A 20,584-nucleotide genomic window follows, 5' to 3' on the forward strand; every position below is an offset into this window, starting at 1 on the left:
AAATACTTAAATAACTTCAATGAAAGTCGATTTTTGTAAAATTAGAGGGAAATTATGGTACAAACATACCATTTACAAAATATGTATATTATAATAGAATTTTGGATGAAAATAAAATCTGTGGTATAGAGAGGAAGGAAATGTTAGTGAAAAAAGCAATTATGACAACCGTTTTAGGCCTAGTTCTAGTCGTATCTCCAACCGCTGCCTTTGCACAAAACTCAACGACGGATGATATTAGTCAGAAGCAAAAGTTTCAAGTAGTATATGAAAAAGCAAAAGCAGATTACGACAAAAACCATCCAAAACGTAAAGCTGCTACGAAAACTTATCCCCATGCTTATGAAATGTTGGATGCTAAATATCAAAATGTTATTCTCGAAAAGGTTATGGCCTATGAAAAGGCTAACCCTACAGCTAGTGAAGATGAAGTAAATGATTACTTTGTACAACTTGAAAAGACATATAATTCGAACAATAAAGAATTAATATCGCTCAATGAGGAAATGAATCTTACATCTGAGAGTAGCAATCCTTTTTATGAGTATATTGGCGGTAAAGCACAACTGAATGATTTAGAAGAAGGATTATTTGAAGCACATCCAGTCGATGGTCTCAAAGCATTAACCGCAGCACAGGAGGCAACCGACTGGACAGTATATAAGTTTGGATATAATGGTCATAACGATAAGTCCGACGCATTTAGGCACAGCGCATGGAACATATGGATCATCGGATTCACTAGTGATTCGACATGGGCTGCAAACTGGACTAATGCTCATGAGTTAGGTGCCGTAGGACAACCTCAAGCTGAGTATGACATGGATATGCAAAATAACAGTATAGGAAGATTGTATGCCTTCCTTAATGGAATTGATGAAAATAGTTCTGTAACTGCAACACGGAATACAACAGTTGACTCCTATACTTCAGGCAGTCTCTGGCGCATAGTGAGCGGTTCAAACCAATATTTTACTGGTTCTACAAGTGACTTTATAAATTAATTAATTTTTATCCATTGAGCAGTTTGGGCTCGGTATCCAAACTGCTTTTTGATTCACATCGCAATTAGTTTAAGTCTCTTTTGAATTTCGTAACGTTTATTTTTTATTTTGTCCAAGCTTTACTGGTATTTGACATATCGCATAAAGCTCAAACCGCCGCTACTTATACGTAGGCAGTAATAGTGCATCCTCCGCTCAAGGGATAATACAAAACCGAAATTCAAAAAACCAAGTTAGGGGAAATCCCATACTTGGTTTTTTGTTATAAGATTGCGCAGGATGCGTACGTCATTGCCGCGTGGCTCCGGGAGAAGGATCAGAACGGGACGCTGGTGGGCTATTTCCAGGCGGATACGTTAACGGAGTCGGAGGAAGACATTGCGCAGCTGTGTGAGGAAGGGGATTTTGGGCTTGTGCTAGGCTTATGACCCATCCACGCCCCCGCGCATTTTACACGCTCCGGGCCGTCTCGCTCAGCACTTTCGTGGGCGCCGCCACCTTCTGGCCAATATCTTCGATCACTTGCACGAGTGCTTTGATGTCGGTTTTGACGCGTTCAATCTTCTGGCTGTTCGCTTGCATGGACGTCTTGATGGGTTGAACGCTTCCCGAGCGTGATCGTCTGTAAATAAATAGTGACGAGAAGACGGCGATATTGTGTCTGTTTTTATTACCAGTCCGTCATTTTTGTCAACATCATGAAGATTTGGCGGCAACCGCTTGTTTATCCTCCCTTTACGTATACCCAGATACGGCTGCGCTTGCTATAATTATGTATTAGTTTCATTGCTTGCGAAAGGAGTGGAGAGGTATGGCTTCATTGTTCAGGAACCGGTTATTTTTATTTTCGGCCTGCATGATGATCAAAGTTTCTGTCGCTTGGACGATTCTTTTTGAAACGGGGCCTTCGCTGCGCATTTTGCTGACGGAAGTGCCGTTTATTTTAATTGCATACACCCTTGTTGAATATTTGGCGAAAAAGAGGAAGATGCTCTGGTATCTCATCGTCGATTTCCTGATTACCCTGCTTTTCTTTGCACTTGTTATCTACTATAAGCACTTCGGCGTCATTGCGACGTACCATGTGCTGGGGCAGGCAAAGCAGGTAGGCGCCGTGCAAAAGAGTATTTTCTCCGTCATCGAGCCGTCCTATTTCCTAATGTTTGCCGACATTGCCCTGGTGGGCGTTCTGCTGCTCTTCAAAAATAAAGCCCCGCGCTTCCGAAGGGTCGTCACGACGCCGATCTCCTTCAAAATTGTAAGGCGTGTTGCGCTCGCCTCCATTGTGCTGTGTACGCTGAGCGTGCTTCCGAACCGCGGCGCCTTGAACGAGAACGTGAAGGCCGAGAAGATGGGCATTTTGAATTATGAAATCTACAACCTCGTCGGCCGGAAAAAAGAAGAAGTCATCAGCGCGAACGCGATCTCGCAGCCGGTAATCGATGAGCTCAAAAATAAATCGACCGTCGCCGCTCCGCAATTATTCGGGTCAGCGCAAGGGAAAAACCTAATCATTATTCAAATGGAATCATTTCAAAATTTCTTAATTCATCTTACCGTTGACGGAACAGAAGTTACACCGAATTTGAATCGGCTGGCGGCATCCAGCTACTATTTCCCGCGGTTCTATCAACAAATCGGGCAAGGGAACACCTCCGACGCCGAGTTTCTGACGAACACGTCCTACTACGTGCCGCCGAATGGTCCGGCTTCGCAGGTTTATGCGAAGAAAGACCTTCCGAGTCTACCGAAGCTGTTGGAAGACAAGGGCTACACGACAATGAATTTTAACACGAATACCGTAACGTTCTGGAACCGCGACGATTTATATAAAGCGGTAGGGTTCGACAAGTACTATGATAAAACGTTCTTCAAAGACGAAGATGCGTTCTTCTACGGAGCGTCCGATGAAGTGCTCTACCGGAAAACGGCCGAGGAATTGCAAACCTATCAAGATAAGGGAGAGCCGTTCTACGCCCATATCATCTCCATGAGCTCGCACAATCCGTTTACGATTCCCGAGTCCAAGTATCACATGACGCTGCCGGACCGCTACGAGGGTACATTTGTCGGAGACTACATCCGGGCGGAAAATTATGCGGACTACGCGCTGGGCCTCTTTATTCAGGATTTAAAGGCGAGAGGGCTGTGGGACAACAGCCTCGTCGTCGTTTATGGTGACCACCGCGGTTTGCCGCTATTCTCTTTGAAGGATGAAGATAAGGACCTGATGAAGGAAATTCTGGGGCATGAGTACGCGGAAAAAGACTTGATCAACGTGCCGCTGATGATCGCCGGCGGCGGCATTGACCATCCCGAGGTGCAGATGCAGCTCGGCGGCCAAGTGGACACTATGCCGACAGTGGCGAACCTGCTTGGCGTCTCATTGTCCAACTACGTGCATTTTGGCCAGGACCTGTTCAATCAGACGGCTTACAACCTGCTGCCGCAGCGCTACTATTTGCCGACCGGTTCCTTCGTGAACAATGAAGAGTTATTCATGTCCGGCAAAGGCTTCGAGGACGGCAGCGTCCTCACGCTCGCAGGAAACAGCGAGTCGCATCAGTCGGCGTCCGAGGATGAATTCAACCGCGCGCTTAAGCTGCTTCAACTATCTGACAGTTACGTGTCACAGCTGCCGGACCGGCCGGAGGAAGAAGAATAAACCATGCGCAGGGTCGCATGCTTTCGGCCTGCGATAGACACAATAACCCCTAGGCTATAGCAAAGGGGGGAGAACAACATGGCACAACAACAAGGCCAAGGCGCCAAGAACACAACGAAGAAAACCGCGAATGACAAAAACAAAACCAATGACAATAACGAATAAAGGATGAGGTGACCACCATGGCGGGAAGAAACAGCAAACCTGACAATGATGGCCCATCCTCGAATCCGGGCCGACTTGACCAATACGGCGACAAGCTGGCGTCCAGCAACGAAGAAGAGTTCGAAGACGCGGCAGCGTCCGTATGCAACACTTCTGCAGTGACGGATGAGGGCGAGCAGGAGTCGTAGCGGGCAAAAAGCTTCGTAAAAAAACCTCTAAGCCAACATAATGGCTTAGAGGTTTTTTGGCATGGATTAACGCAGCAATTGCAGAACGCCTTGCGGCTGTTGGTTCGCTTGCGCAAGCATCGCTTGTGCGGCTTGGGAAAGAATGTTGTTCTTGGTGAACTCCATCATTTCTTTCGCCATATCCACGTCGCGGATACGGGATTCCGCGGCCGTCAAGTTCTCGGAGGAAGCGCCGAGGTTGTTGATGGTGTGCTCCAGGCGGTTTTGGCTCGCACCGAGGCGGGAACGTTCGCTGGATACCGACTTGATCGCGCCGTCGATGACGGTAATCGCATTGGCTGCGTTTTCCGCTGTTGTCACATCAAGCGCCTTTTCCACGTCGGAATTGTTCGTTCCGTTCGTGACGTTGTTGCTTGCGGAGAAGGCAGTGCCTGTACCCGTCAGACCGAGTGCCGCAGCACGCATGTCGGCGATGCTGAGGGACATCGATTGGTTCTGGTTCGCACCGATCTGGAACGAAACTTCGGCATTCGCTTTATCCGTTCCGGCTGTTGCCGTGTTCGTCGTCAATCCCAGGATGCCTGCGGCGTCTTTGGAAGCATGCGTGCCGATTGTAATGCCGGAAGTGCTGCCTTCTTTACCGCTTGTAATCACAAGCTCGTTGTTCTCATTGACCGATACGACGACATCCGCTGCCGTTGTTGTCGCGTTGTTGATCGCGCTTTGCACGGCGGAAGCGAGCAAGGAGCGGTCTGTGTACGTCCCTTGCTGGATAACGGCATTCACGTTTTCGCCGTCAACCGTGAGGGCAAGCGTCGTGTTGCCGTTCGCACCGGCAATGAAGTTGCCTGCCGCTAGTGCCGTACCGTCGGATTGAACGAGACCGAGCTGTCTGGTCGCGTCGGTATCTTCAATGTTCGTTACGGCGCTGGCTACGCCTGTCGCGTTGCTGGTCAGCTTCAGCACGCCGCCGTCACTAGCTGCCGTTACACCGGCTGCTGTGAAGGCCGCCGCGTTCGATGTAACGAAGTCGTCCAGATTCTGGTACACTTTGTTGGCAAGTGTAATCGTTTTGGTCACGCCGTCGACGTCCAGATCGAAGGAATTGTTGGCTGTCAGGCCGGCTTGTGTCGTGCGGCTCGCTGCGGAGCCGAACAGGACGTTGGCCAAGCCGCCGCCATCGATGCTCACGTTGCTTGTCGTACCCGTCGAGGCGGAAGTCAGCACCAATTTGTTGCCGGAATCGATGGAGAACGTGCCAGTGCCGCCGAGCGCCGTGTTCAGATCAGACAGCAAGGTCGCTACGTCTTGACCGGCTGTACCGTCGTAGGTGTCACCGACGGTCAAATTGATCGTTTGCTGCGTACCGTCAATCGTGACGGTCAACTCGTTCGCACCTGCGGCGATCGTAATTGGCGTGCCAGTCAGACCTGTGTTCGTGAGGGAAACACTGCCAGTTACTTCACCGGCTGTTGCACCGTGCATCCATACGTCATTCACATCTTTGCCTTCTGTGTGTACGACGTCTGAGAGCGTTTCTGTCGATGAGTCGTAGAGGAAGCTGGCAGCGAAATTACCGCCAAGAATCTCGACAGAGCCTCCGCTGCCAAGCGTGTTGGATTTGATCACCAATTTATTGCTTGCGTCGAACTCCGCGGTAGCCCCTGCCGAAGCGAGCTGGGCATTAATGTCGCTAAGCGCTGCGGAACCGGCAGCTGTACCTGCGGTAAAGATAATATTGTACTCGGTGCCGTCAACTTTCAGCGTCAACTCGTTATTGTCGGTTGCGATTGCTGTCGCATTCGCCGCAACCGTACCTGTCGCAGTCGCTGCGCTGGCTTTCGGATTGCGTGTGCCCGCTGCGCCGTAAGCGCCGCCTGTGACAGAGCCGGCCGTATCCGTGTTCGTGATGACGGTGGACGCGCTAAGCGCAAGAGATGCCTTCGTCGAACCCTTTGTTGCCGCTACGAATTCCAGGTCGCCGTTCAGCAATTTCTTGGTATTGAACTCGGTTGTATTCCCGATCCGGTTGACTTCGGATGTCAATTGGTTGATTTCTTTTTGAATTTCGGCACGGTCATCGCCTGTGTTCGTATCATTGGACGCTTGAACGGCAAGTTCGCGCATCCGCTGAAGGATGGAGTGCGTTTCATTCAGCGCGCCTTCTGTCGTTTGAATCATGGAAATGGCATCCTGCGAGTTCCGCGTCGCTTGCTCCAGACCGCGGATTTGGCTGCGCATTTTCTCGGAAATCGCGAGACCGGCAGCGTCATCGCCTGCGCGGTTGATGCGAAGACCGGAAGACAGTTTCTCGAGGGCTTTTCCTGTTGCCGTCGTATTGTTGCCCAGTTGACGATACGTGTTCAATGCTGCGATGTTGTGATTAATTCTCATTGCTCATTACCTCCGTGTGGTGTAGTAGGATGCCTATCCATTTGCATCCTTTGCTGCTTGAAGCTTGGTGCGCGTTCTGCAAGGCGGGCCGGATCGCGCGCTGATCCCGCTCTGCTCCTCGCTAACGCACAGCGTATCTTCCCTGAACACACCACTCGTCCTTAAGTGGCAAAGAGGTTGCTGCTATTCAGCCTTGTCGTAAGACAGGGTTCCTTCTTCAAAAAGCTCGCCGCGAATAATCGCGATATGCTTCGGCGCTTCAATGGCAAGACGTAGATGGCCTTCGTCGCTCTTCACGACTTTCACCATAATGTTGTTGTCGATCATCACATATTCCCCAGGCTTTCTTCCTAACACGAGCATGCGCTCATCCCCTTGTCTCAAAGTAAAATTGTTTGAAAATAAAAAATGAGCAAACACGCCGCTGCGCCTCTTCATCCTGAAGATTTGTCAACGACTTGTTTGCTCATCCTTAGCCTTGCGTATGCAGTTAGTTAGGACTTTGAACAACACAAAAAAGACGAGTAAATAGGCCTGCGTTCCTGTATCGTCCCTGAAACGCCATGCATATTTACTCGTCCATGAGTAAGGTACTGCGTATGTTTGTGTGAATAATACGTATATCGACAGCATATTCGAAATTGTTTAGCTTTTTTATAAAATTTTTTAGAAAAATGCCGATAATAAAAATACTGAGTCTTTGTGCCTAATCATAGGACCTCCGTCACATGGAAGTGGCGGTGCGTTTTCAACCCCTTTACTGGAGGTTTCCAAGGATGGATAAGAAGAAAGGCATCACTTTGCAAGAACGGATGCAGGAGGGAAGAGTTAGCCTTCCCACATTTTTTACGATTGCGTTCGACCTTGCGGCGCTGATTCGCAAGCGTCATGAGAGCGGATACATCGGACATGACCTGCAGCCTGACCAGCTGTGGATCAATAGGGATGCGGAGTACAGGCTCCCTCAAGACACAGCGGGGATACTGGGCGGCCGCATGACCGCACAAGGTAAACACCTCCAGACGGAGGTGAACCGCAAATTTATCTACATGTCCCCTGAACAGACTGGACGTTTGAACCGGCAGGTCGATGAGCGCAGTGACTTATACGTGCTCGGCCTTCTCTGGTACGAGCTGCTGACCGGCGAGCTGCCCTTCAAGGCGGCCACGGCGAGCGACTGGATTCATGCGCATTTGGCGCTGCTTCCTGTCCCCCCGAGCACGGTGGATGCGGCGATTCCGCAGACAGTCAGCGATCTTGTGCTGAAACTGCTGGCGAAGGCGCCCGAGGACCGGTATCAAAGCATAAACGGGCTTTGCGAAGATGTGGAGCGCATGGTCACGCAGTTGAATGAACGTGGAACCATTGAACCGTTCCTGCTGGGAGAGACGGACGCGATCAGTCGATTTCGGCTGCCTGACAAGCTGTATGGAAGAGAGGCCGAGCTGCAGGTTTTGCATGAGCGCTATGACAGCGCCCGCAAGGGGGCCATGGAGCTTGTGCTCGTGAGCGGACACGCCGGCAGCGGCAAGACATCGCTCGTCAAAGCGTTCCAGAGTGCGATTTTAAACCAAAGAAGTTATGTCATTTCCGGTAAATTCGATCAATTGAATCAGGCGACGCCTTATGCTTCCTTGATCGCCGCTTTTCGCGATCTGATTCGGCAGTTGTTGTCGGAAAGCGAAGAGCAGATTGCCGCCTGGAAACGAAAAATACAGAAGGCGCTAGGGCCCAACGCGCAAGTGATGACCGAAGTGATCGCCGAGCTGTCGCTGATCATCGGCGAGCAGCCCCCGATTGAGGAACTGCCGCCGAGCGGGGCGACGCACCGTTTTCAATCGCAGTTCAGCAGTTTCGTGAAGGTGTTTGCCGACCGGAGCCATCCGCTGGTGTTGTGGCTGGACAACCTGCATTGGGCGGATGCCGCATCGCTCAATCTGCTTCGGGCTTTGGCGAGCGATGCGGGCAACAAGTATTTGTGCATCATCGGTACGCAGCGCTGCCAGGAAACGGGCGGCGGCACGGAGTTTCTGCCGGGCGCCTCACTGCCGACAGCTGCCAACGTTACGCGGCTGGAGCTGCAGGCGCTCGGGTATCCACATGTGCAGCGCTACACGGCGGATGTGCTCCAACGCGAAGCCGGCGGTATCAAGCCGCTGTCGGATGCGCTGTACAGAAAAACGGCAGGGAACCCCTTTTATATCAAACAAATGCTGCAAACATGGGTGGACGAGCGACTGCTCTACTTCAACTGGGAAAAGCGGAGCTGGGCCTGGGATCTTCAGGGCATCCAAGCCTGGGAAGGCTTTTCGGACGTGCTGGGACTTATTGTTGGCCGTTTCAACGCACTGCCTGCGGCTACCCGGCATGTGCTTCGCCTGGCCAGCTGCATTGGCAACGTGTTCAGTACGGAGCAGCTCGCGATGCTGCAGGAGCAGGAGATCGCCCAGACGGAGAAGGCGCTGCTGCCTGCTGTGAACGAAGGCCTGGTGCTGGTGGAGCGGGATACGTACATGTTTCTCCACGATCAGGTGCAGCAGGCCGCTTACGAGCTCATGCCGGAGGAAGAGAAGCGTCAGGTTCATCTGAAAATCGGTCGGCAGCTCCTGCGGCACTACCGGACGGAAACGACGGAGCGCTACCTTTTTGACGTGGTGCATCATATGAATTGGGGTCGTTCGCTGCTGACCGATCCGGCCGAAATGGAACAACTGGCCCGGCTTAATCTGCTTGCAGGCAAGAAAGCCAAAGCCAGCGCCGCTTATGCCCAGGCGAACCAGCTTTTGAAGCATGGGTTGGCGCTCGTCTCGGAAGAGGGCTGGTCGGGCCATGCCGCACTCTATGCCAGCTTACTGCTGGAGAGCTCGGAGTGTCAGTATTTTTGCGGAGAGTTTGAGGAGGCCGAGGCGGTGCTGGAGCATTTGCTGCTGCATGTCGATGGTTTGGCCATCCGCGCCAAAATCTATGTCGTGCAAATTATGATGTACGCTTCCCAGAAGCGGGAGGAGACCGCGTGCCGGATCGCGCTGAAGGCATTAGCGGAATTTGGTCTCCATGTGCCGTATCACCCCTCTCGTATCGTGATTGCGAAGGAAATCTTCTACACCCAGGCATGGCTGGCTGGCAAAATGAAGCGATTGCGCGAGCTGCAGGTCAGCCCTGATCCGGGACATACGGCGCTTGCGGATATTGTGATGGCGAGCTCATCCATTTTATTCATAGTGAATGAGAAAGCGGCGGCTGTATTGCTCGCCAAATATGTGCGCATGTCTCTGCAGCAAGGCAGCTCAGAGGCCTTATCGATTGCGCTCGGTTCTTACGCCATGACGTTATGCTACGGTGCCAAAAGGCCCAAATCCGCCTTGTCGCTCGCCGAGTTGGCGCTGCAATACGCGGAGAAGCTGGGCAGTCTCAAGCTCAAAGGCAAAATCGAGTGCATGGTCGGATTATTGCTGCAAGAGGTGAAGCCGGAGGCTGCGGGCGCGCATTTTGCCAGAGGAGCCGACTACAGTCTAACAACGGGGGATTTGGTCTATGCGGGTTATTCCATTTCCTCGCATGTGATTACGGAGAATTACGATCTGCAAAGGCTGCGCGAGTTCTGTGAACGCTATACCCGAGAAGCGGGACGAGGGCTGGACAGCATGACGATCAGGGTGCTCGAAATGACGATGCAATATGTGCATGTGCTGCAGCATCCTCCGGAATCGCAGGCGTCCAGGCTCAGCATGGATCTTGAACGGTTCCATGAAGCGGAGCTACTGTTGGAGGAGCAGGCGAATACCTCGCACAGACACAACTTGCACTACTACTACACTTGCAAGCTTGAGTTAAACTATCTATACGGCCGCTATACGGAGGCGCTCACCTGTATAGAGAAGGCGAAGCGGGTTGCAGACAATACGGTACTGTCGTTTAACCGGCGTTTTGAATTCTTTCGAGCGTTAACGCTCATGAAAGCGGAGACGGACCATCCGTATACCGACAGACGCCCCGATAGGGCAACCTTTCCCCGTATTCTTCGACGCTTTAAGCGTTGGAGCCGGCGGATGCCGGAAAGCACGACGGCGAAATATTGGATTTTGCTGGCGGAGCAGGCTCGGGTGGACGGACGTAACGAAGCGGCGTTTAAGCTGTACGAGAAGGCGAAGGGCTGGGCGCAGCGCGCGGGCTGTCCGGAGGACGAAGCGTTGGCGAGCGAGCTTTCCGGGCAGCTATATGCCGCGATGGGCAACCATGGCGTTGCACAGGCCTGTCTGCAGCAGGCGGCGAAGGCTTATCTGGCGTGGGGCGCGCGAGGAAAGGCGATCAGCATGCGCGAGCGCTATCCGTTGGTTGATTTTGCGATGGATATGGAGCTGGAGGTGGATGATGTCTACGAGGAGGAGGAAGCCGCACCGTTGCAGCCAACCCTCCCGAACGGGCTTCATCAAGAGCTGGACATGGATACGCTGCGGCAAGCTTCGCAGGCGGGAGATGGGATGCGGAACATCAACCTGCTCCAGTCGTTTCTGCATCTGGCCATTCGCGCGTCCGGCGCGGAAAAGGGTGTTGTTCTGCTCGGTCGCCGCGGGCAGCTTGCGGTCGAGGCGGAGGAGGATCTGAACCGACAGGAGGAGACGCAGGACGGGGATTGCTATTCCGCCGCGGTTGTGCAGTACGTGCTGCGCACCCAGAAGCCGGTGCTGCTGTCGGAAGCGGCGCAAAGCATTTTTGCCACAGATCCGTATGTGCAGCGGCAGCAGCCGCGTTCCATTCTCTGTCTGCCGCTTCGCTACCCGGAACAGCGGGAAGGGGCACTGTATCTCGAAAATAATCTGACCTCCGACGCTTTCACGCCGGACCGCTTGGAAGTGTTGGAGATGGTGTTCTCCCGCATGGCGTACATCAAGCTCTGCGAGATGCAGAACGAAGCGGAGGAGGCTGCGCCTCCCGTCAAGGTTCAGTTGGCGCCCTCTCTGATCGAATCGCTGTCGAACCGGGAAGTTGAAATTTTGCGCCTTATGGCGGGCGGCTTGTCCAACCGCGAAATCGGTCAGGAGCTTGAGATCACGGAAGGCACGGTCAAGAGCCACGTTTTTAACATTTTTGGCAAGCTGCAGGTGAACAAAAGAGTACAGGCTATTACAAAGGCCAGGGAGCTGCAGCTGCTGATGTAGTGTACAAGGGGGCTGGGGGCAGCCTGGAAAAAAATAAAAGCCTGGTCGCCGATGACCAGGCTTTTCAGTATGGCGGCAAGGAGGGGGACGTCCGTGCTCCTCCTTTGAAGGGGGCGGCGAAGTTATATCTTTGTTGCTCGGTGATAGATGAACGCGGTTATTACTGCTGCTGACGCAGTAGCTCGCCGCGAATAATTGGCATTTCCAGCGGCGCATCGATGGCCAGGCGCAGATTGCCCTCCTCGCTGCGGACGACTTTGACGATAATTTTCTCATTGATTACGATGTATTCTCCTGGCTTTCTTCCGACGACTAGCATATCCCAATCCAGCTCCTTTGGTTGTGGTTTACAGGATTCATCGTACCGTATTTCCGGCGGGGTGTGATCTGACGAAAGTAGGACGGGCAAGAAAAAAAGCGGCTAACGACAACGCGGACGGAGGGCGGATAAACGAAAGTTATAGGAAAGTTATAGATGTTAGCAGACTGTCGCCGCGGCTATTTTATGGGAATCTCAAAGAAAGGAAAATGCGCGTCATAAGAGGGTTAAACCACTGTTAGTTGTCCGATTCAGCCGGATTGCGGGGAAATAAGAGGGGCTAACCACCTCTATTGGGCGTAGATTTGCGTTTTTTCAGGCTGTCGGCGCAGAATAAAAGGGTTTTACCCCTCTTATTTGTCCCATTCAGCTGGATTATGAGGAAATAAGAGGGGCTAGCCACCTTTATTGGAACGGATCCGTGTTTTCCAGGTGAGGTAGACCGCTATTGCTCCGCCATATAAAGCAAATTCCAACGGTGCCCGTCCGGGTCGGCGAACGCCGCGCCGTACATCCAGCCTTGATCGTGGGGCTTGCCAAGGATGGCCGCGCCGGCGCTCTCGGCTTTGGCGATCAGGGCGTCGACCGCAGCTTTACTTTCCATGCCAAGCGAGATCAGCACTTCCGCGCTGCTGCTTGTATCGGCGATAGCGGCACCTGTGAAGGAGCGGAACACCGGCTCGGGGAACAGCATGACGATGAGCTTCTCGCGGCCGATAACGAGCTTAATTTTATCGGTCATGTCAGCGGTGTCGAAGCCAAGCTGTGTGTAAAAGGCCGCAGATGTTTGAATATTGTGGACGGGCAAGTTTAACCATACAGATGTAGACAGGGGAATCGCGCTCCTTAGATTGAGATGACGTCTCGTTTGGTTCATCATACCACGCTTGTCCGGACGAAGAAACGAAGGGTTGACAGGGAAGTTGTGTTGTAACTATAATGATTACAACGAAAGGGTGTTCAACATGCAAATCAGCAGCAGGTTTTCCATTGGCGTGCATATTCTTTCTCTACTTGCCATTCACCCGACCGAGCATCATACGTCGGAATGGATCGCGGGCAGCGTAGGCACGAATCCGGTTATTATTCGGAAGGTGCTGGGTTACCTGAAGAAAGCGGGTTTGGTCAACGTCCGCGCAGGCAGCGGTGGCGCTACGCTGGCGCGCAGCCTGGAGGAGGTTACGCTGCTGGATGTGTACCACGCCGTCGATGTGGTGGAAGAGGGCAAACTGTTTCATCTGCACGAGCAGCCGAATCCCGCGTGTGAAGTTGGCGCGAATATTGAGCAGGTGCTCAGGCTCCTGCTGGTGAAGGCACAATCGGCGATGGAAGGTGTGCTCCGGGAGATCACGATGAAAGAGCTGGTCGAGGTTCTGGCACAGGAGATTAAGGCGAAGCGTGCGGCAACGTAAATGTCGCCTTCTGCTGCATTTGTTGTAATCAACATGGTTACAACGCATAAAGAGCATAAGTACAACATCCCTTTTCGCAAAATAGACGAATGATTATTGATTTAAATAGGAGGCAGAGTACGATGAAAATTGGTGTGATTGGGGCAAGCGGCAAAGCAGGCCATGTGATTGTGAAGGAAGCGGCAGCGAGAGGGCATGAAGTGACGGCGATTGTGCGGAATGCGGAAAAAGCGCCGGGGGGCGCAGCGGTGCTGGCCAAGGACGTCTTCGACCTGACGGCGCAGGACCTCGGTGGCTTCGACGCCGTCGTTAATGCATTCGGCGCGGCGCCAGGGCAAGAGCATCTGCACGTGGAAGCGGGCCGTGCGCTGATTGCCGCGCTGCAAGGCGCGCTGAACACCCGCCTGATCGTCGTCGGCGGGGCGGGCAGTCTCTATGTCGACGAAGCGATGACGCTGCGCGTGGTCGACACGCCGGAGTTCCCGGAGCTGTACAAGGCGACGGCGCTCAATCAAGCGCAAAATCTGCAAGAGTTGCGGGAAGCCTCGGGCATCCGATGGACGTTCGTGAGTCCTTCGGCGTTTTTTAACCCGGACGGCAAGCGCACGGGCGCTTACCGCAAAGGGAACGACCACTTGCTCGTGAACAGCAAGGGGGACAGCTACGTCAGCTACGCGGACTATGCCATTGCTATCGTGGATGAAATCGAACAGCCGCAGCACGAGAACGCACGCTTCACCGTTGTTGGGGAAGCGGAGTAAGCAAAAAAGAGCTAGGCCCCGGATGACAGGGCCTAGCTCTTTTTTTACCGCTTGGCCATCCGCGCCAAGTCGTTCGTCAGCGTGTCGAGCTGCAGGAAGCTCTCCAGGATGTCGCGGATGCGGCTGTCCTGCGTTTGCATATTGGCGGACATCTCCTGGATGGATGCCATGTTCTCTTCGGTGATGCCGGCAATCGTCACCATCTGATCCGTGATCCGCGTATACTCGCGGTTCAGTCCGTCGGCGGCGCTGTTCACCTGCGCCGACTGGCTCTCCAAGTGACTGGCGTCCCGCGCAAGCGCGCGCATCACTTGGATTACTTTTTGCGCGGCCTCGCTGCCGCTGGCCACGGATTGCTGGCCCTGCAGGACTTGTGCGGCGGCCTGCGATGTTTTGGAGCGGATATCTTCGAGAATCCCCTCGATCTGTTCCGTTGACTGCTGGGAGGACTCCGCCAGCTTGCGAATTTCATTGGACACGACGGCGAAGCCGCGTCCATGCTCGCCAGCGCGAGCCGCCTCAATGGCGGCGTTCAGCGCCAGCAGGTTCGTCTGCGTCGAAATGTGCTTAATCGACGCGACGATGTCGCGAATGAGCGAGCTTTGGCTGTCGAGCTCATTCATCAACTGCACCGACGAGTCGATCGTCTCGTGGGCTTGCGTCATTTGCGCCTCGAGGGAAGCCGCTTCTTCGCGGCCGTCAGCCGTCAGCTGCGCAGTCGACATCGAGAGCTGACTCATTTCCGTGGCGCGGTTCGCCAGGGAAGTGACGGACTGCTCAATCGCGGTAATCGACTCGCTGATGTCCGTGATGCTGGCGGTCTGCGTCTCCGTGCTGGCGGTAATTTCGCCGAAGGCGGCGGTTACCTCCCGGGAAATTGTGCCCGTGGATGTCGCATTCTGTTTCAAGTTCGAGCTGAACTCATGCAGCATCGAGAGAGAAGCGGAGACCTGCTGAATGAGGTCGAACGATTTGTTTTTTTCCTGGATGGCGTGCTCGCTTTGCTTATGCATCTCCTTCTGCAGCTTTTCGCTGAACCGGGTGGAGACAAAGAGCGGCACAGCGAATAACGCGAAATACATATACATCGTCATGGGAGCGTTATCCCCAAAAATAGCGGCCCGATCAGGACTGAGGAAGAAGTAAGTCGTTAGCAGGACGCCCATGAAGCTGGAGAATGCGATGGCCCGAGAGCTTGCGTACAAGGTCATAATTGCCAGGTTGACATAGACCAGCAAATAAGTCGTTAGTATCGGACCGGTCAGCATCAGCAGCAGAGTCAGCAGCGTAATGATGGCGGATAGAATAAACATGATGTAAGTGGTTAGCCATCTTTTGTACGTCAGGACGGTTGCTATGCCGCATGTGACGGTTCCCACCAGCAGCAGCATGATGATGGAATCCATCCCGGCGCCAGTGAGGACATCAACTGCCAAGCCAAGCAGCAGCATCCCCCAAATGATATTCACAAGCAGTTTATTGCGGCGATGCAAAGTATCAAGCGCGTTCATCATCTGACCACCTTTTGTTCAGGAGTACGTTCAACGATTCGATAATACCATAATTCGACAAAAAGATGCGTAAATTTTACATAAAGTGATAGGTAGGCAGGCGCAGCAAAAAAAGCGTAAGGGACGTTATGGTCCTTTACGCTTTCACTTGAATACCGCTAACAGGTCCGCAACCTGGCGCCTAGGTAGTAACCACGGAATGAGCGGCAAAATGCCTCGCTGCTTCCTCCGCTTCCTGCTTCGCTTTGCTGAGAATGGCTTCCTTCTCAAGCCTTGCCCCGCCCTCTGCGCGGATAATCGTGTAGTCGTCGATCCCGACGAAGGTAGAAATCATTTTCAAATATTTATGAGAAAATTCGACATCGGCGTACCAGCCGCCTTGGGAATAGATCCCGTCGCTAGCCTGAATCACCAACACCTTGCGGCCGTCATTCAGCAGCCCGATCGGACCGTTTTCGCCGTAAGCGAAGGTCTCCCGCGCGATCAGAACGTTATCCAGGTAATCCTTCAACTTGGAGGGGATATTAAAATTGTAGAGGGGCATTACAAACACGTACCGATTGGCCCATTTGAACTTCTCCAGCAGCTCACCCATGCGGTGGGTGATAGTGCGCTCCGTTTCACTTAACCCCTCGCCCGCTGCCAGTTTGCCCCATGCGCTAAGGACGACGCCGTCTACGACAGGAATGTCGTTGCCGTATAGCTCCAGTGTTTCGATCGCAGCCGTAGGCTCGAGCTCATGCAGCTTCTCTTTAAAATGGCGTGCTACCTGCAGGCTTTTGGACTTCTCGATCGCTACCTTGGGGTGCGCGTTAATAACCAGTACTCGTAGCATAGTTTTCTCCTTTTGTACACGAACTTGGTGCTGATTCCATCAGCTTTTAATATTTCAAACGGTCTGCGAACTTATGCCTTTAGTAGGGGATTGCTGCGACGGTCGCATTTACCAAAGGTAAAATGCCGGCAGGTCGGAAAAAATAATTGTAATCAATGTTCGGTTCTTGTTCGCATCCTGAAATTCTGGTAAGATAGTTGGGTGTTCTAGGAAAAAAATGGGTAGAGGAGGATGAATTGTGAACATATCTAGTGAGGCCGGCGGTTCTGCCGGCCTGAGCGGCATCAAGCGGGGGCCAATTGTCGCTGCGCTGGTGATTGGCGCATTTGTCGCAATTTTGAATGAGACGTTATTAAACATTGCTTTTCCCGATCTAATGAAGGAATTCGGCGTCCTGCCGGCCACGATTCAGTGGTTGTCAACGGCGTATATGCTGGTGATCGGGGTGCTCGTCCCGGTTACGGCGCTTTTGCAGCAATGGTTTACGACGCGGCAGATGTTTTTAACAGCTATGATTCTATTCCTTGTCGGTACGGTTATTTGCGGAACTGCACCGATATTTAGCATGCTGCTCGTCGGTCGGGTTGTGCAGGCGCTTGGAACAGGGCTGATGCTTCCTGTTATGATGAATACGATTCTGGTCATTTTTCCACCTGAGAAACGTGGCGGCGCCATGGGGATGATCGGTCTGGTTATCATGTTCGGGCCGGCCATCGGACCGACTTTGGCAGGGCTCATTATTGACCAGCTCGACTGGCGCTGGCTGTTTTACCTGGTGACACCGCTTGCGCTGTTCTCGGTTATTTTCGCGGCGGCCTACCTGAAAAATGTGTCCGATATTACGAAGCCGAAGGTCGATATTTTGTCAATTTTGCTGTCGAGTATCGGCTTTGGCGGTATCGTATATGGCTTTAGTAAAGCGGGCGAAGGCTCTTGGTCGGCACCTGAAGTGGTATGGACGATCGTCGTCGGCGGCATCGCTGTGGTGCTGTTCGTGATTCGTCAAATGCTGATGAAGGAACCGATCTTGAATCTGCGCGCGTTCAAATATCCGATGTTTACGCTAGTGACGATCATGATGCTCGTGCTCATGATGACGTTGTTCTCAACCATGATTCTGCTGCCGTTGTTCCTGCAGACGGCACTGATGATGACGGCCTTCAAAGCAGGGCTCACGCTGATGCCGGGCGGTGTAATCAACGGGATTATGGCGCCAATCTCCGGGAAGCTGTTTGATAAATTCGGCCCGCGTGTTCTGGTTATTCCGGGCCTTATCTTGGTGATGCTGGCTGTGTGGCTGTTCACTGGCATTACGGTTTCGACGACAGCCGGTTATGTTGTCACGCTGCATATCATTTTGCTGATCGGCATCTCGCTGGTGATGATGCCAGCGCAAACGACGGGCCTCAACGAGCTGCCGCGGCACTTGTACCCGCACGGTACGGCGATTCTGAACACGCTGCAGCAGGTGGCTGGTGCCATTGGTACAGCGTTGTTCATCTCGATCATGTCGTCCGGCACGAAGAAGTATATGGAGACCACAGCGAATCCCAACCCGGCCGAAGGGCTGGTGGCGGGCTTGCATGACGCGTTCCTGATCGGCTTCTGGATCGGCTTGATCGCCCTAGTGTTGAGCTTCTTCATCAAGCGCGTGAAGGCGCCAACGGAAGATGCAGGTCATGTACCTGCGAAAGAACAGCATACGTAAAGTAAAAAAGGTTGCCCAAGGTCGTCATGACCGAGGGGCAACCTTTTTTTGCGTTGTGAGGACCGCCGTGGCGGTTCTTGACTTTCGATTCAAAGCAATGTAGGTGACTTTCTGCATTTCCTACAGTAAAATTCAGGGAATTGCGCAGAATCGGGGGTACAACCTGCATTTCGTACATCAAAAAAGGCATTGTAGAACCAAATTAGCCCAAAATGTGGGGGAGAGCAGTAATTTGCTGTACGTTTTACAGTTGTATGGACGTATATCCGCTACTTTGAACAAATTTGCTGTACATTTTGCAGTTTGTAATGGGGACGTTCCCAACACGCGCAAATCCTCTGTGCACGTTGCCTCGTCTGCGCTTGGCGACGGTCAAGCCCCACACAATCGGCACTATTTGGAGTGAGGCTGTGGCCGTCACTGTATGTTTAGCATTTTGCTGTGATTGCGTAGCGAGCACCCGCTACGCGCCTAGCGGCAGCTGCACGGTGAACGTTGTCGATTCGTCGACAACGCTTTTTGCGGCGATCCGGCCGCTGTGCTGCTCGACGATCGACTTCGCGATCGCGAGGCCGAGGCCGTAGCCGCCCATTTTGCGGGACCGGGACGGGTCGGCCCGGTAGAAGCGGTCGAAGATGCGCTCCAGATGCTCGGGCGCGATGCCCGGCCCCGTGTTCGTCACCGTCAGGAGCGCGTCATTATGCCGCTTGCGCAGCGACAAGGCGATGCTGCCCTTCGGGTTGGTGTATTTGATCGCGTTGTCCAGCAGGATCATCACGACTTGCCCCAGCTGCTCGCTGCTGCCGCGCACGGTGAGTTCCGGCTCGATGTCGTAGCTCAGCGCGATGTCTTTCTCGAAGGAGACGGCCTCCATCGCGAGCAGCACGCCTTCCACGGCGTCGCTCAAATTGACCGGCGTCACAATCATTTGCATTCGAGCGTCATCCATCTCTGTGAGGTACAGCAAATCGTTGGTGAGCGTCTTCATGCGCTCGGTCTCCGATTTGATATGATGCAGCCATTTCGCCTGCTGCGCGATCGTGTCCTCGCTGTTCGCGAGCAGCACATCGGCGTTCGTGTTGATGACGGCCAGCGGCGTTTTCAGCTCGTGCGAGGCGTCGGCGATGAACTGCTTTTGCCGGTTGAACGCTTCCCGCACAGGCGCAATCGACCGGTTGGCAAAGAAGCGGCTCGTAAAATAAATCACCACGAGCATCACCAACCCCACGATCAGGAACGTATAGACGAGAGTGGTTAGAATTTTGACCTGAGCAGTTACATCAAGGAAAACGACGGAATAGCCGTTAGGCGTCAAATCGACCTTGTAGGCCCAGCGGTTGCCGTCCAGCGTGAATTGCCCGCCATTTGCGGAGCCGGAAGACACTTTGGCAATCGCATTGGTGTAGAAATCCTCGTCCATATCGAAACGAGAGTTCGTCGACGTAATCGCCCAATGGACGTCAGTCTGCAACGAGAAAGAGACAGACCGCTCTGCCGGCGGCCCCATGCCGTCATCAAACATCGGCGGTCCGCCTTTGTCTCCGCCGCGGTGCGGCTTGCCTTGACCTCCGCCGCCATCCGGGCTGTGCAGGAAATCCGACACCTTCCCCAGCTCCATCTGGATGTCGCGGTGCACGTTCCCGTACGTGATCGTATAGATCGCGGCGAAGGCGGCCAGCATCATGACGGAGATGATGACCAGATTCAGGATGAGGAACCGATTCCGAAGCTTCGTAAACATCACTCAGCCGCCTCCAATACGTAACCTACGCCGCGCAGCGTGTTGATGCGGACAGCGGACTGGAGGAAGGTTAATTTTTTGCGTAAAAAAGAAATATACACTTCCACGTTGTTATGCTCCGCCTCGGAATCGAATCCCCACAGCTTCTCGATGATCTGCTCTTTGGAGGTGACGGCGGTCTTCCGGGTGATCAGAAGCTCGAGCAGTTCGCTTTCTTTTAAAATAAGCTTCATCTCCTTCCCCTTGCAGGTGAGCTTCAGCGTATTCGTATTCAATTCGAGATCCCCGAATTTCAGTCCTTCCTCCGGCAGCACCTCGCCTTTGCGCCTTAGCGCCGCGCGGATGCGAGCCAGCAGCTCCTCCGTTGAAAAAGGCTTGGCGACATAATCGTCCGCCCCGTGATCGAGTCCCGCGATTTTATCGGAAGTTTCCCCTTTGGCCGTCAGCAGAATGACCGGTGTGGCCATGCCTTGGCCGCGCAGCTTGTGAAGAACGGTGATCCCATCCATCTCCGGCAGCATAATGTCCAGCAAAACTAAATCATAAATCCCGCTCAGCGCGTTATCGAGACCCGACTGGCCGTCATGGACGGTGTCGACGGAGTAGTTGTGTTTTTTCAAAATTTGCGTTAACGCTTCAGCCAGATGAATTTCATCTTCGACGATCAGTATCCGCATGTCCATCTCTCCTTTGCCGCTTGGAGGCGGCATGTGATGTGTTGC

Annotated in this window: 17 protein-coding genes; 8 read left to right on the plus strand and 9 right to left on the minus strand. The window is 53.2% G+C overall.

From position 1 onward, the window contains the following. Positions 1-146: 146 nt before the first annotated feature. Both ABE504_RS27105 and ABE504_RS27110 read left to right on the plus strand, forming a co-directional pair. Positions 147-1,004: a DUF6973 domain-containing protein gene (locus tag ABE504_RS27105; RefSeq protein WP_430094890.1), complete on the plus strand. Its 858-nt coding sequence runs from the start codon at positions 147-149 to the stop codon at positions 1,002-1,004. A gap of 251 nt (positions 1,005-1,255) precedes the next feature. Further along, a complete protein-coding gene (locus ABE504_RS27110) occupies positions 1,256-1,432 on the plus strand; it encodes a hypothetical protein (protein ID WP_430094892.1) in 177 nt (58 codons plus the stop codon). Positions 1,433-1,454: 22 nt separating this feature from the next. Here the strand turns inward: ABE504_RS27110 and ABE504_RS27115 are convergent, their stop codons facing one another. Beyond that, a complete protein-coding gene (locus tag ABE504_RS27115; RefSeq protein ID WP_430094893.1) occupies positions 1,455-1,586 on the minus strand; it encodes a hypothetical protein in 132 nt (43 codons plus the stop codon). 229 nt (positions 1,587-1,815) lie between these two features. Here ABE504_RS27115 and ABE504_RS27120 point away from each other — a divergent pair, with 229 nt between their 5' ends. Further along, complete coding sequence (locus ABE504_RS27120; protein WP_430094895.1) at positions 1,816-3,669, plus strand: LTA synthase family protein; 1,854 nt, start codon at positions 1,816-1,818, stop codon at positions 3,667-3,669. A gap of 182 nt (positions 3,670-3,851) precedes the next feature. After that, positions 3,852-4,022, plus strand: a complete 171-nt coding sequence (locus ABE504_RS27125) for a hypothetical protein (RefSeq protein WP_430094896.1) — start codon at positions 3,852-3,854, stop codon at positions 4,020-4,022. Positions 4,023-4,088: 66 nt separating this feature from the next. Here the strand turns inward: ABE504_RS27125 and ABE504_RS27130 are convergent, their stop codons facing one another. Together ABE504_RS27130 and ABE504_RS27135 are read right to left on the minus strand one after the other, a co-directional pair. Beyond that, the gene (locus ABE504_RS27130) at positions 4,089-6,416 is read right to left on the minus strand and encodes a flagellin (protein ID WP_430094898.1); all 2,328 of its coding nucleotides are present in this window, start codon (positions 6,414-6,416) and stop codon (positions 4,089-4,091) included. Positions 6,417-6,599: 183 nt separating this feature from the next. Beyond that, positions 6,600-6,779 carry a carbon storage regulator gene (locus ABE504_RS27135; RefSeq protein ID WP_430094900.1) on the minus strand — a complete coding sequence of 60 codons (180 nt, stop codon included), beginning with the start codon at positions 6,777-6,779 and terminating at the stop codon, positions 6,600-6,602. 413 nt (positions 6,780-7,192) lie between these two features. Between ABE504_RS27135 and ABE504_RS27140 the strand changes: the two genes are divergently transcribed. Beyond that, positions 7,193-11,575, plus strand: coding sequence for an AAA family ATPase (locus ABE504_RS27140; RefSeq protein ID WP_430094902.1), 4,383 nt, complete (start codon positions 7,193-7,195; stop codon positions 11,573-11,575). Between the two features lie 160 nt (positions 11,576-11,735). On the opposite strand, the gene ABE504_RS27145 is transcribed toward ABE504_RS27140, so the two are convergent. Then, the gene (locus ABE504_RS27145; protein WP_430094904.1) at positions 11,736-11,894 is read right to left on the minus strand and encodes a carbon storage regulator; all 159 of its coding nucleotides are present in this window, start codon (positions 11,892-11,894) and stop codon (positions 11,736-11,738) included. A 445-nt stretch (positions 11,895-12,339) separates the two neighbouring features. After that, positions 12,340-12,774 (minus strand): VOC family protein, encoded by a 435-nt coding sequence (locus ABE504_RS27150; protein ID WP_430094906.1) that lies wholly within the window; start codon positions 12,772-12,774, stop codon positions 12,340-12,342. 85 nt (positions 12,775-12,859) lie between these two features. Between ABE504_RS27150 and ABE504_RS27155 the strand changes: the two genes are divergently transcribed. Then, positions 12,860-13,306: an Rrf2 family transcriptional regulator gene (locus tag ABE504_RS27155; RefSeq protein WP_430094908.1), complete on the plus strand. Its 447-nt coding sequence runs from the start codon at positions 12,860-12,862 to the stop codon at positions 13,304-13,306. Between the two features lie 122 nt (positions 13,307-13,428). Next, on the plus strand, positions 13,429-14,067 hold the full coding sequence (locus ABE504_RS27160) for an NAD(P)-dependent oxidoreductase (RefSeq protein WP_430094910.1): 639 nt from the start codon (positions 13,429-13,431) through the stop codon (positions 14,065-14,067). 44 nt (positions 14,068-14,111) lie between these two features. Here ABE504_RS27160 and ABE504_RS27165 read toward each other — a convergent pair whose 3' ends face one another. Both ABE504_RS27165 and ABE504_RS27170 read right to left on the minus strand, forming a co-directional pair. Beyond that, on the minus strand, positions 14,112-15,578 hold the full coding sequence (locus ABE504_RS27165; RefSeq protein WP_430094912.1) for a methyl-accepting chemotaxis protein: 1,467 nt from the start codon (positions 15,576-15,578) through the stop codon (positions 14,112-14,114). A 181-nt stretch (positions 15,579-15,759) separates the two neighbouring features. Beyond that, positions 15,760-16,413: an FMN-dependent NADH-azoreductase gene (locus tag ABE504_RS27170; protein ID WP_430094914.1), complete on the minus strand. Its 654-nt coding sequence runs from the start codon at positions 16,411-16,413 to the stop codon at positions 15,760-15,762. A gap of 274 nt (positions 16,414-16,687) precedes the next feature. Between ABE504_RS27170 and ABE504_RS27175 the strand changes: the two genes are divergently transcribed. After that, positions 16,688-18,121: a DHA2 family efflux MFS transporter permease subunit gene (locus ABE504_RS27175; protein WP_430095086.1), complete on the plus strand. Its 1,434-nt coding sequence runs from the start codon at positions 16,688-16,690 to the stop codon at positions 18,119-18,121. A gap of 463 nt (positions 18,122-18,584) precedes the next feature. Here ABE504_RS27175 and ABE504_RS27180 read toward each other — a convergent pair whose 3' ends face one another. Both ABE504_RS27180 and ABE504_RS27185 read right to left on the minus strand, forming a co-directional pair. Beyond that, on the minus strand, positions 18,585-19,862 hold the full coding sequence (locus ABE504_RS27180; protein WP_430094916.1) for a sensor histidine kinase: 1,278 nt from the start codon (positions 19,860-19,862) through the stop codon (positions 18,585-18,587). After that, positions 19,862-20,539, minus strand: a complete 678-nt coding sequence (locus ABE504_RS27185) for a response regulator transcription factor (protein ID WP_430094918.1) — start codon at positions 20,537-20,539, stop codon at positions 19,862-19,864. The genes ABE504_RS27180 and ABE504_RS27185 overlap by 1 nt, the downstream gene beginning before the upstream one ends. Positions 20,540-20,584 lie beyond the last annotated feature (45 nt).

Source organism: Paenibacillus oryzisoli (assembly GCF_050467285.1).
Classification (GTDB): Bacteria; Bacillota; Bacilli; order Paenibacillales; family NBRC-103111; genus Paenibacillus_E; species Paenibacillus_E oryzisoli_A.

What these genes read in the sequence shown, in the direction of transcription:
- ABE504_RS27115 (WP_430094893.1), bottom strand. Translation starts at nt 1,586, where the DNA reads ATGCAAGCGAACAGCCAGAAGATTGAACGCGTCAAAACCGACATCAAA.
- ABE504_RS27150 (WP_430094906.1), bottom strand. Translation starts at nt 12,774, where the DNA reads ATGATGAACCAAACGAGACGTCATCTCAATCTAAGGAGCGCGATTCCC.
- ABE504_RS27140 (WP_430094902.1), top strand. Translation starts at nt 7,193, where the DNA reads ATGGATAAGAAGAAAGGCATCACTTTGCAAGAACGGATGCAGGAGGGA.
- ABE504_RS27155 (WP_430094908.1), top strand. Translation starts at nt 12,860, where the DNA reads ATGCAAATCAGCAGCAGGTTTTCCATTGGCGTGCATATTCTTTCTCTA.
- ABE504_RS27125 (WP_430094896.1), top strand. Translation starts at nt 3,852, where the DNA reads ATGGCGGGAAGAAACAGCAAACCTGACAATGATGGCCCATCCTCGAAT.
- ABE504_RS27135 (WP_430094900.1), bottom strand. Translation starts at nt 6,779, where the DNA reads ATGCTCGTGTTAGGAAGAAAGCCTGGGGAATATGTGATGATCGACAAC.
- ABE504_RS27170 (WP_430094914.1), bottom strand. Translation starts at nt 16,413, where the DNA reads ATGCTACGAGTACTGGTTATTAACGCGCACCCCAAGGTAGCGATCGAG.
- ABE504_RS27120 (WP_430094895.1), top strand. Translation starts at nt 1,816, where the DNA reads ATGGCTTCATTGTTCAGGAACCGGTTATTTTTATTTTCGGCCTGCATG.
- ABE504_RS27130 (WP_430094898.1), bottom strand. Translation starts at nt 6,416, where the DNA reads ATGAGAATTAATCACAACATCGCAGCATTGAACACGTATCGTCAACTG.
- ABE504_RS27180 (WP_430094916.1), bottom strand. Translation starts at nt 19,862, where the DNA reads ATGTTTACGAAGCTTCGGAATCGGTTCCTCATCCTGAATCTGGTCATC.
- ABE504_RS27145 (WP_430094904.1), bottom strand. Translation starts at nt 11,894, where the DNA reads ATGCTAGTCGTCGGAAGAAAGCCAGGAGAATACATCGTAATCAATGAG.
- ABE504_RS27160 (WP_430094910.1), top strand. Translation starts at nt 13,429, where the DNA reads ATGAAAATTGGTGTGATTGGGGCAAGCGGCAAAGCAGGCCATGTGATT.
- ABE504_RS27165 (WP_430094912.1), bottom strand. Translation starts at nt 15,578, where the DNA reads ATGAACGCGCTTGATACTTTGCATCGCCGCAATAAACTGCTTGTGAAT.
- ABE504_RS27185 (WP_430094918.1), bottom strand. Translation starts at nt 20,539, where the DNA reads ATGCGGATACTGATCGTCGAAGATGAAATTCATCTGGCTGAAGCGTTA.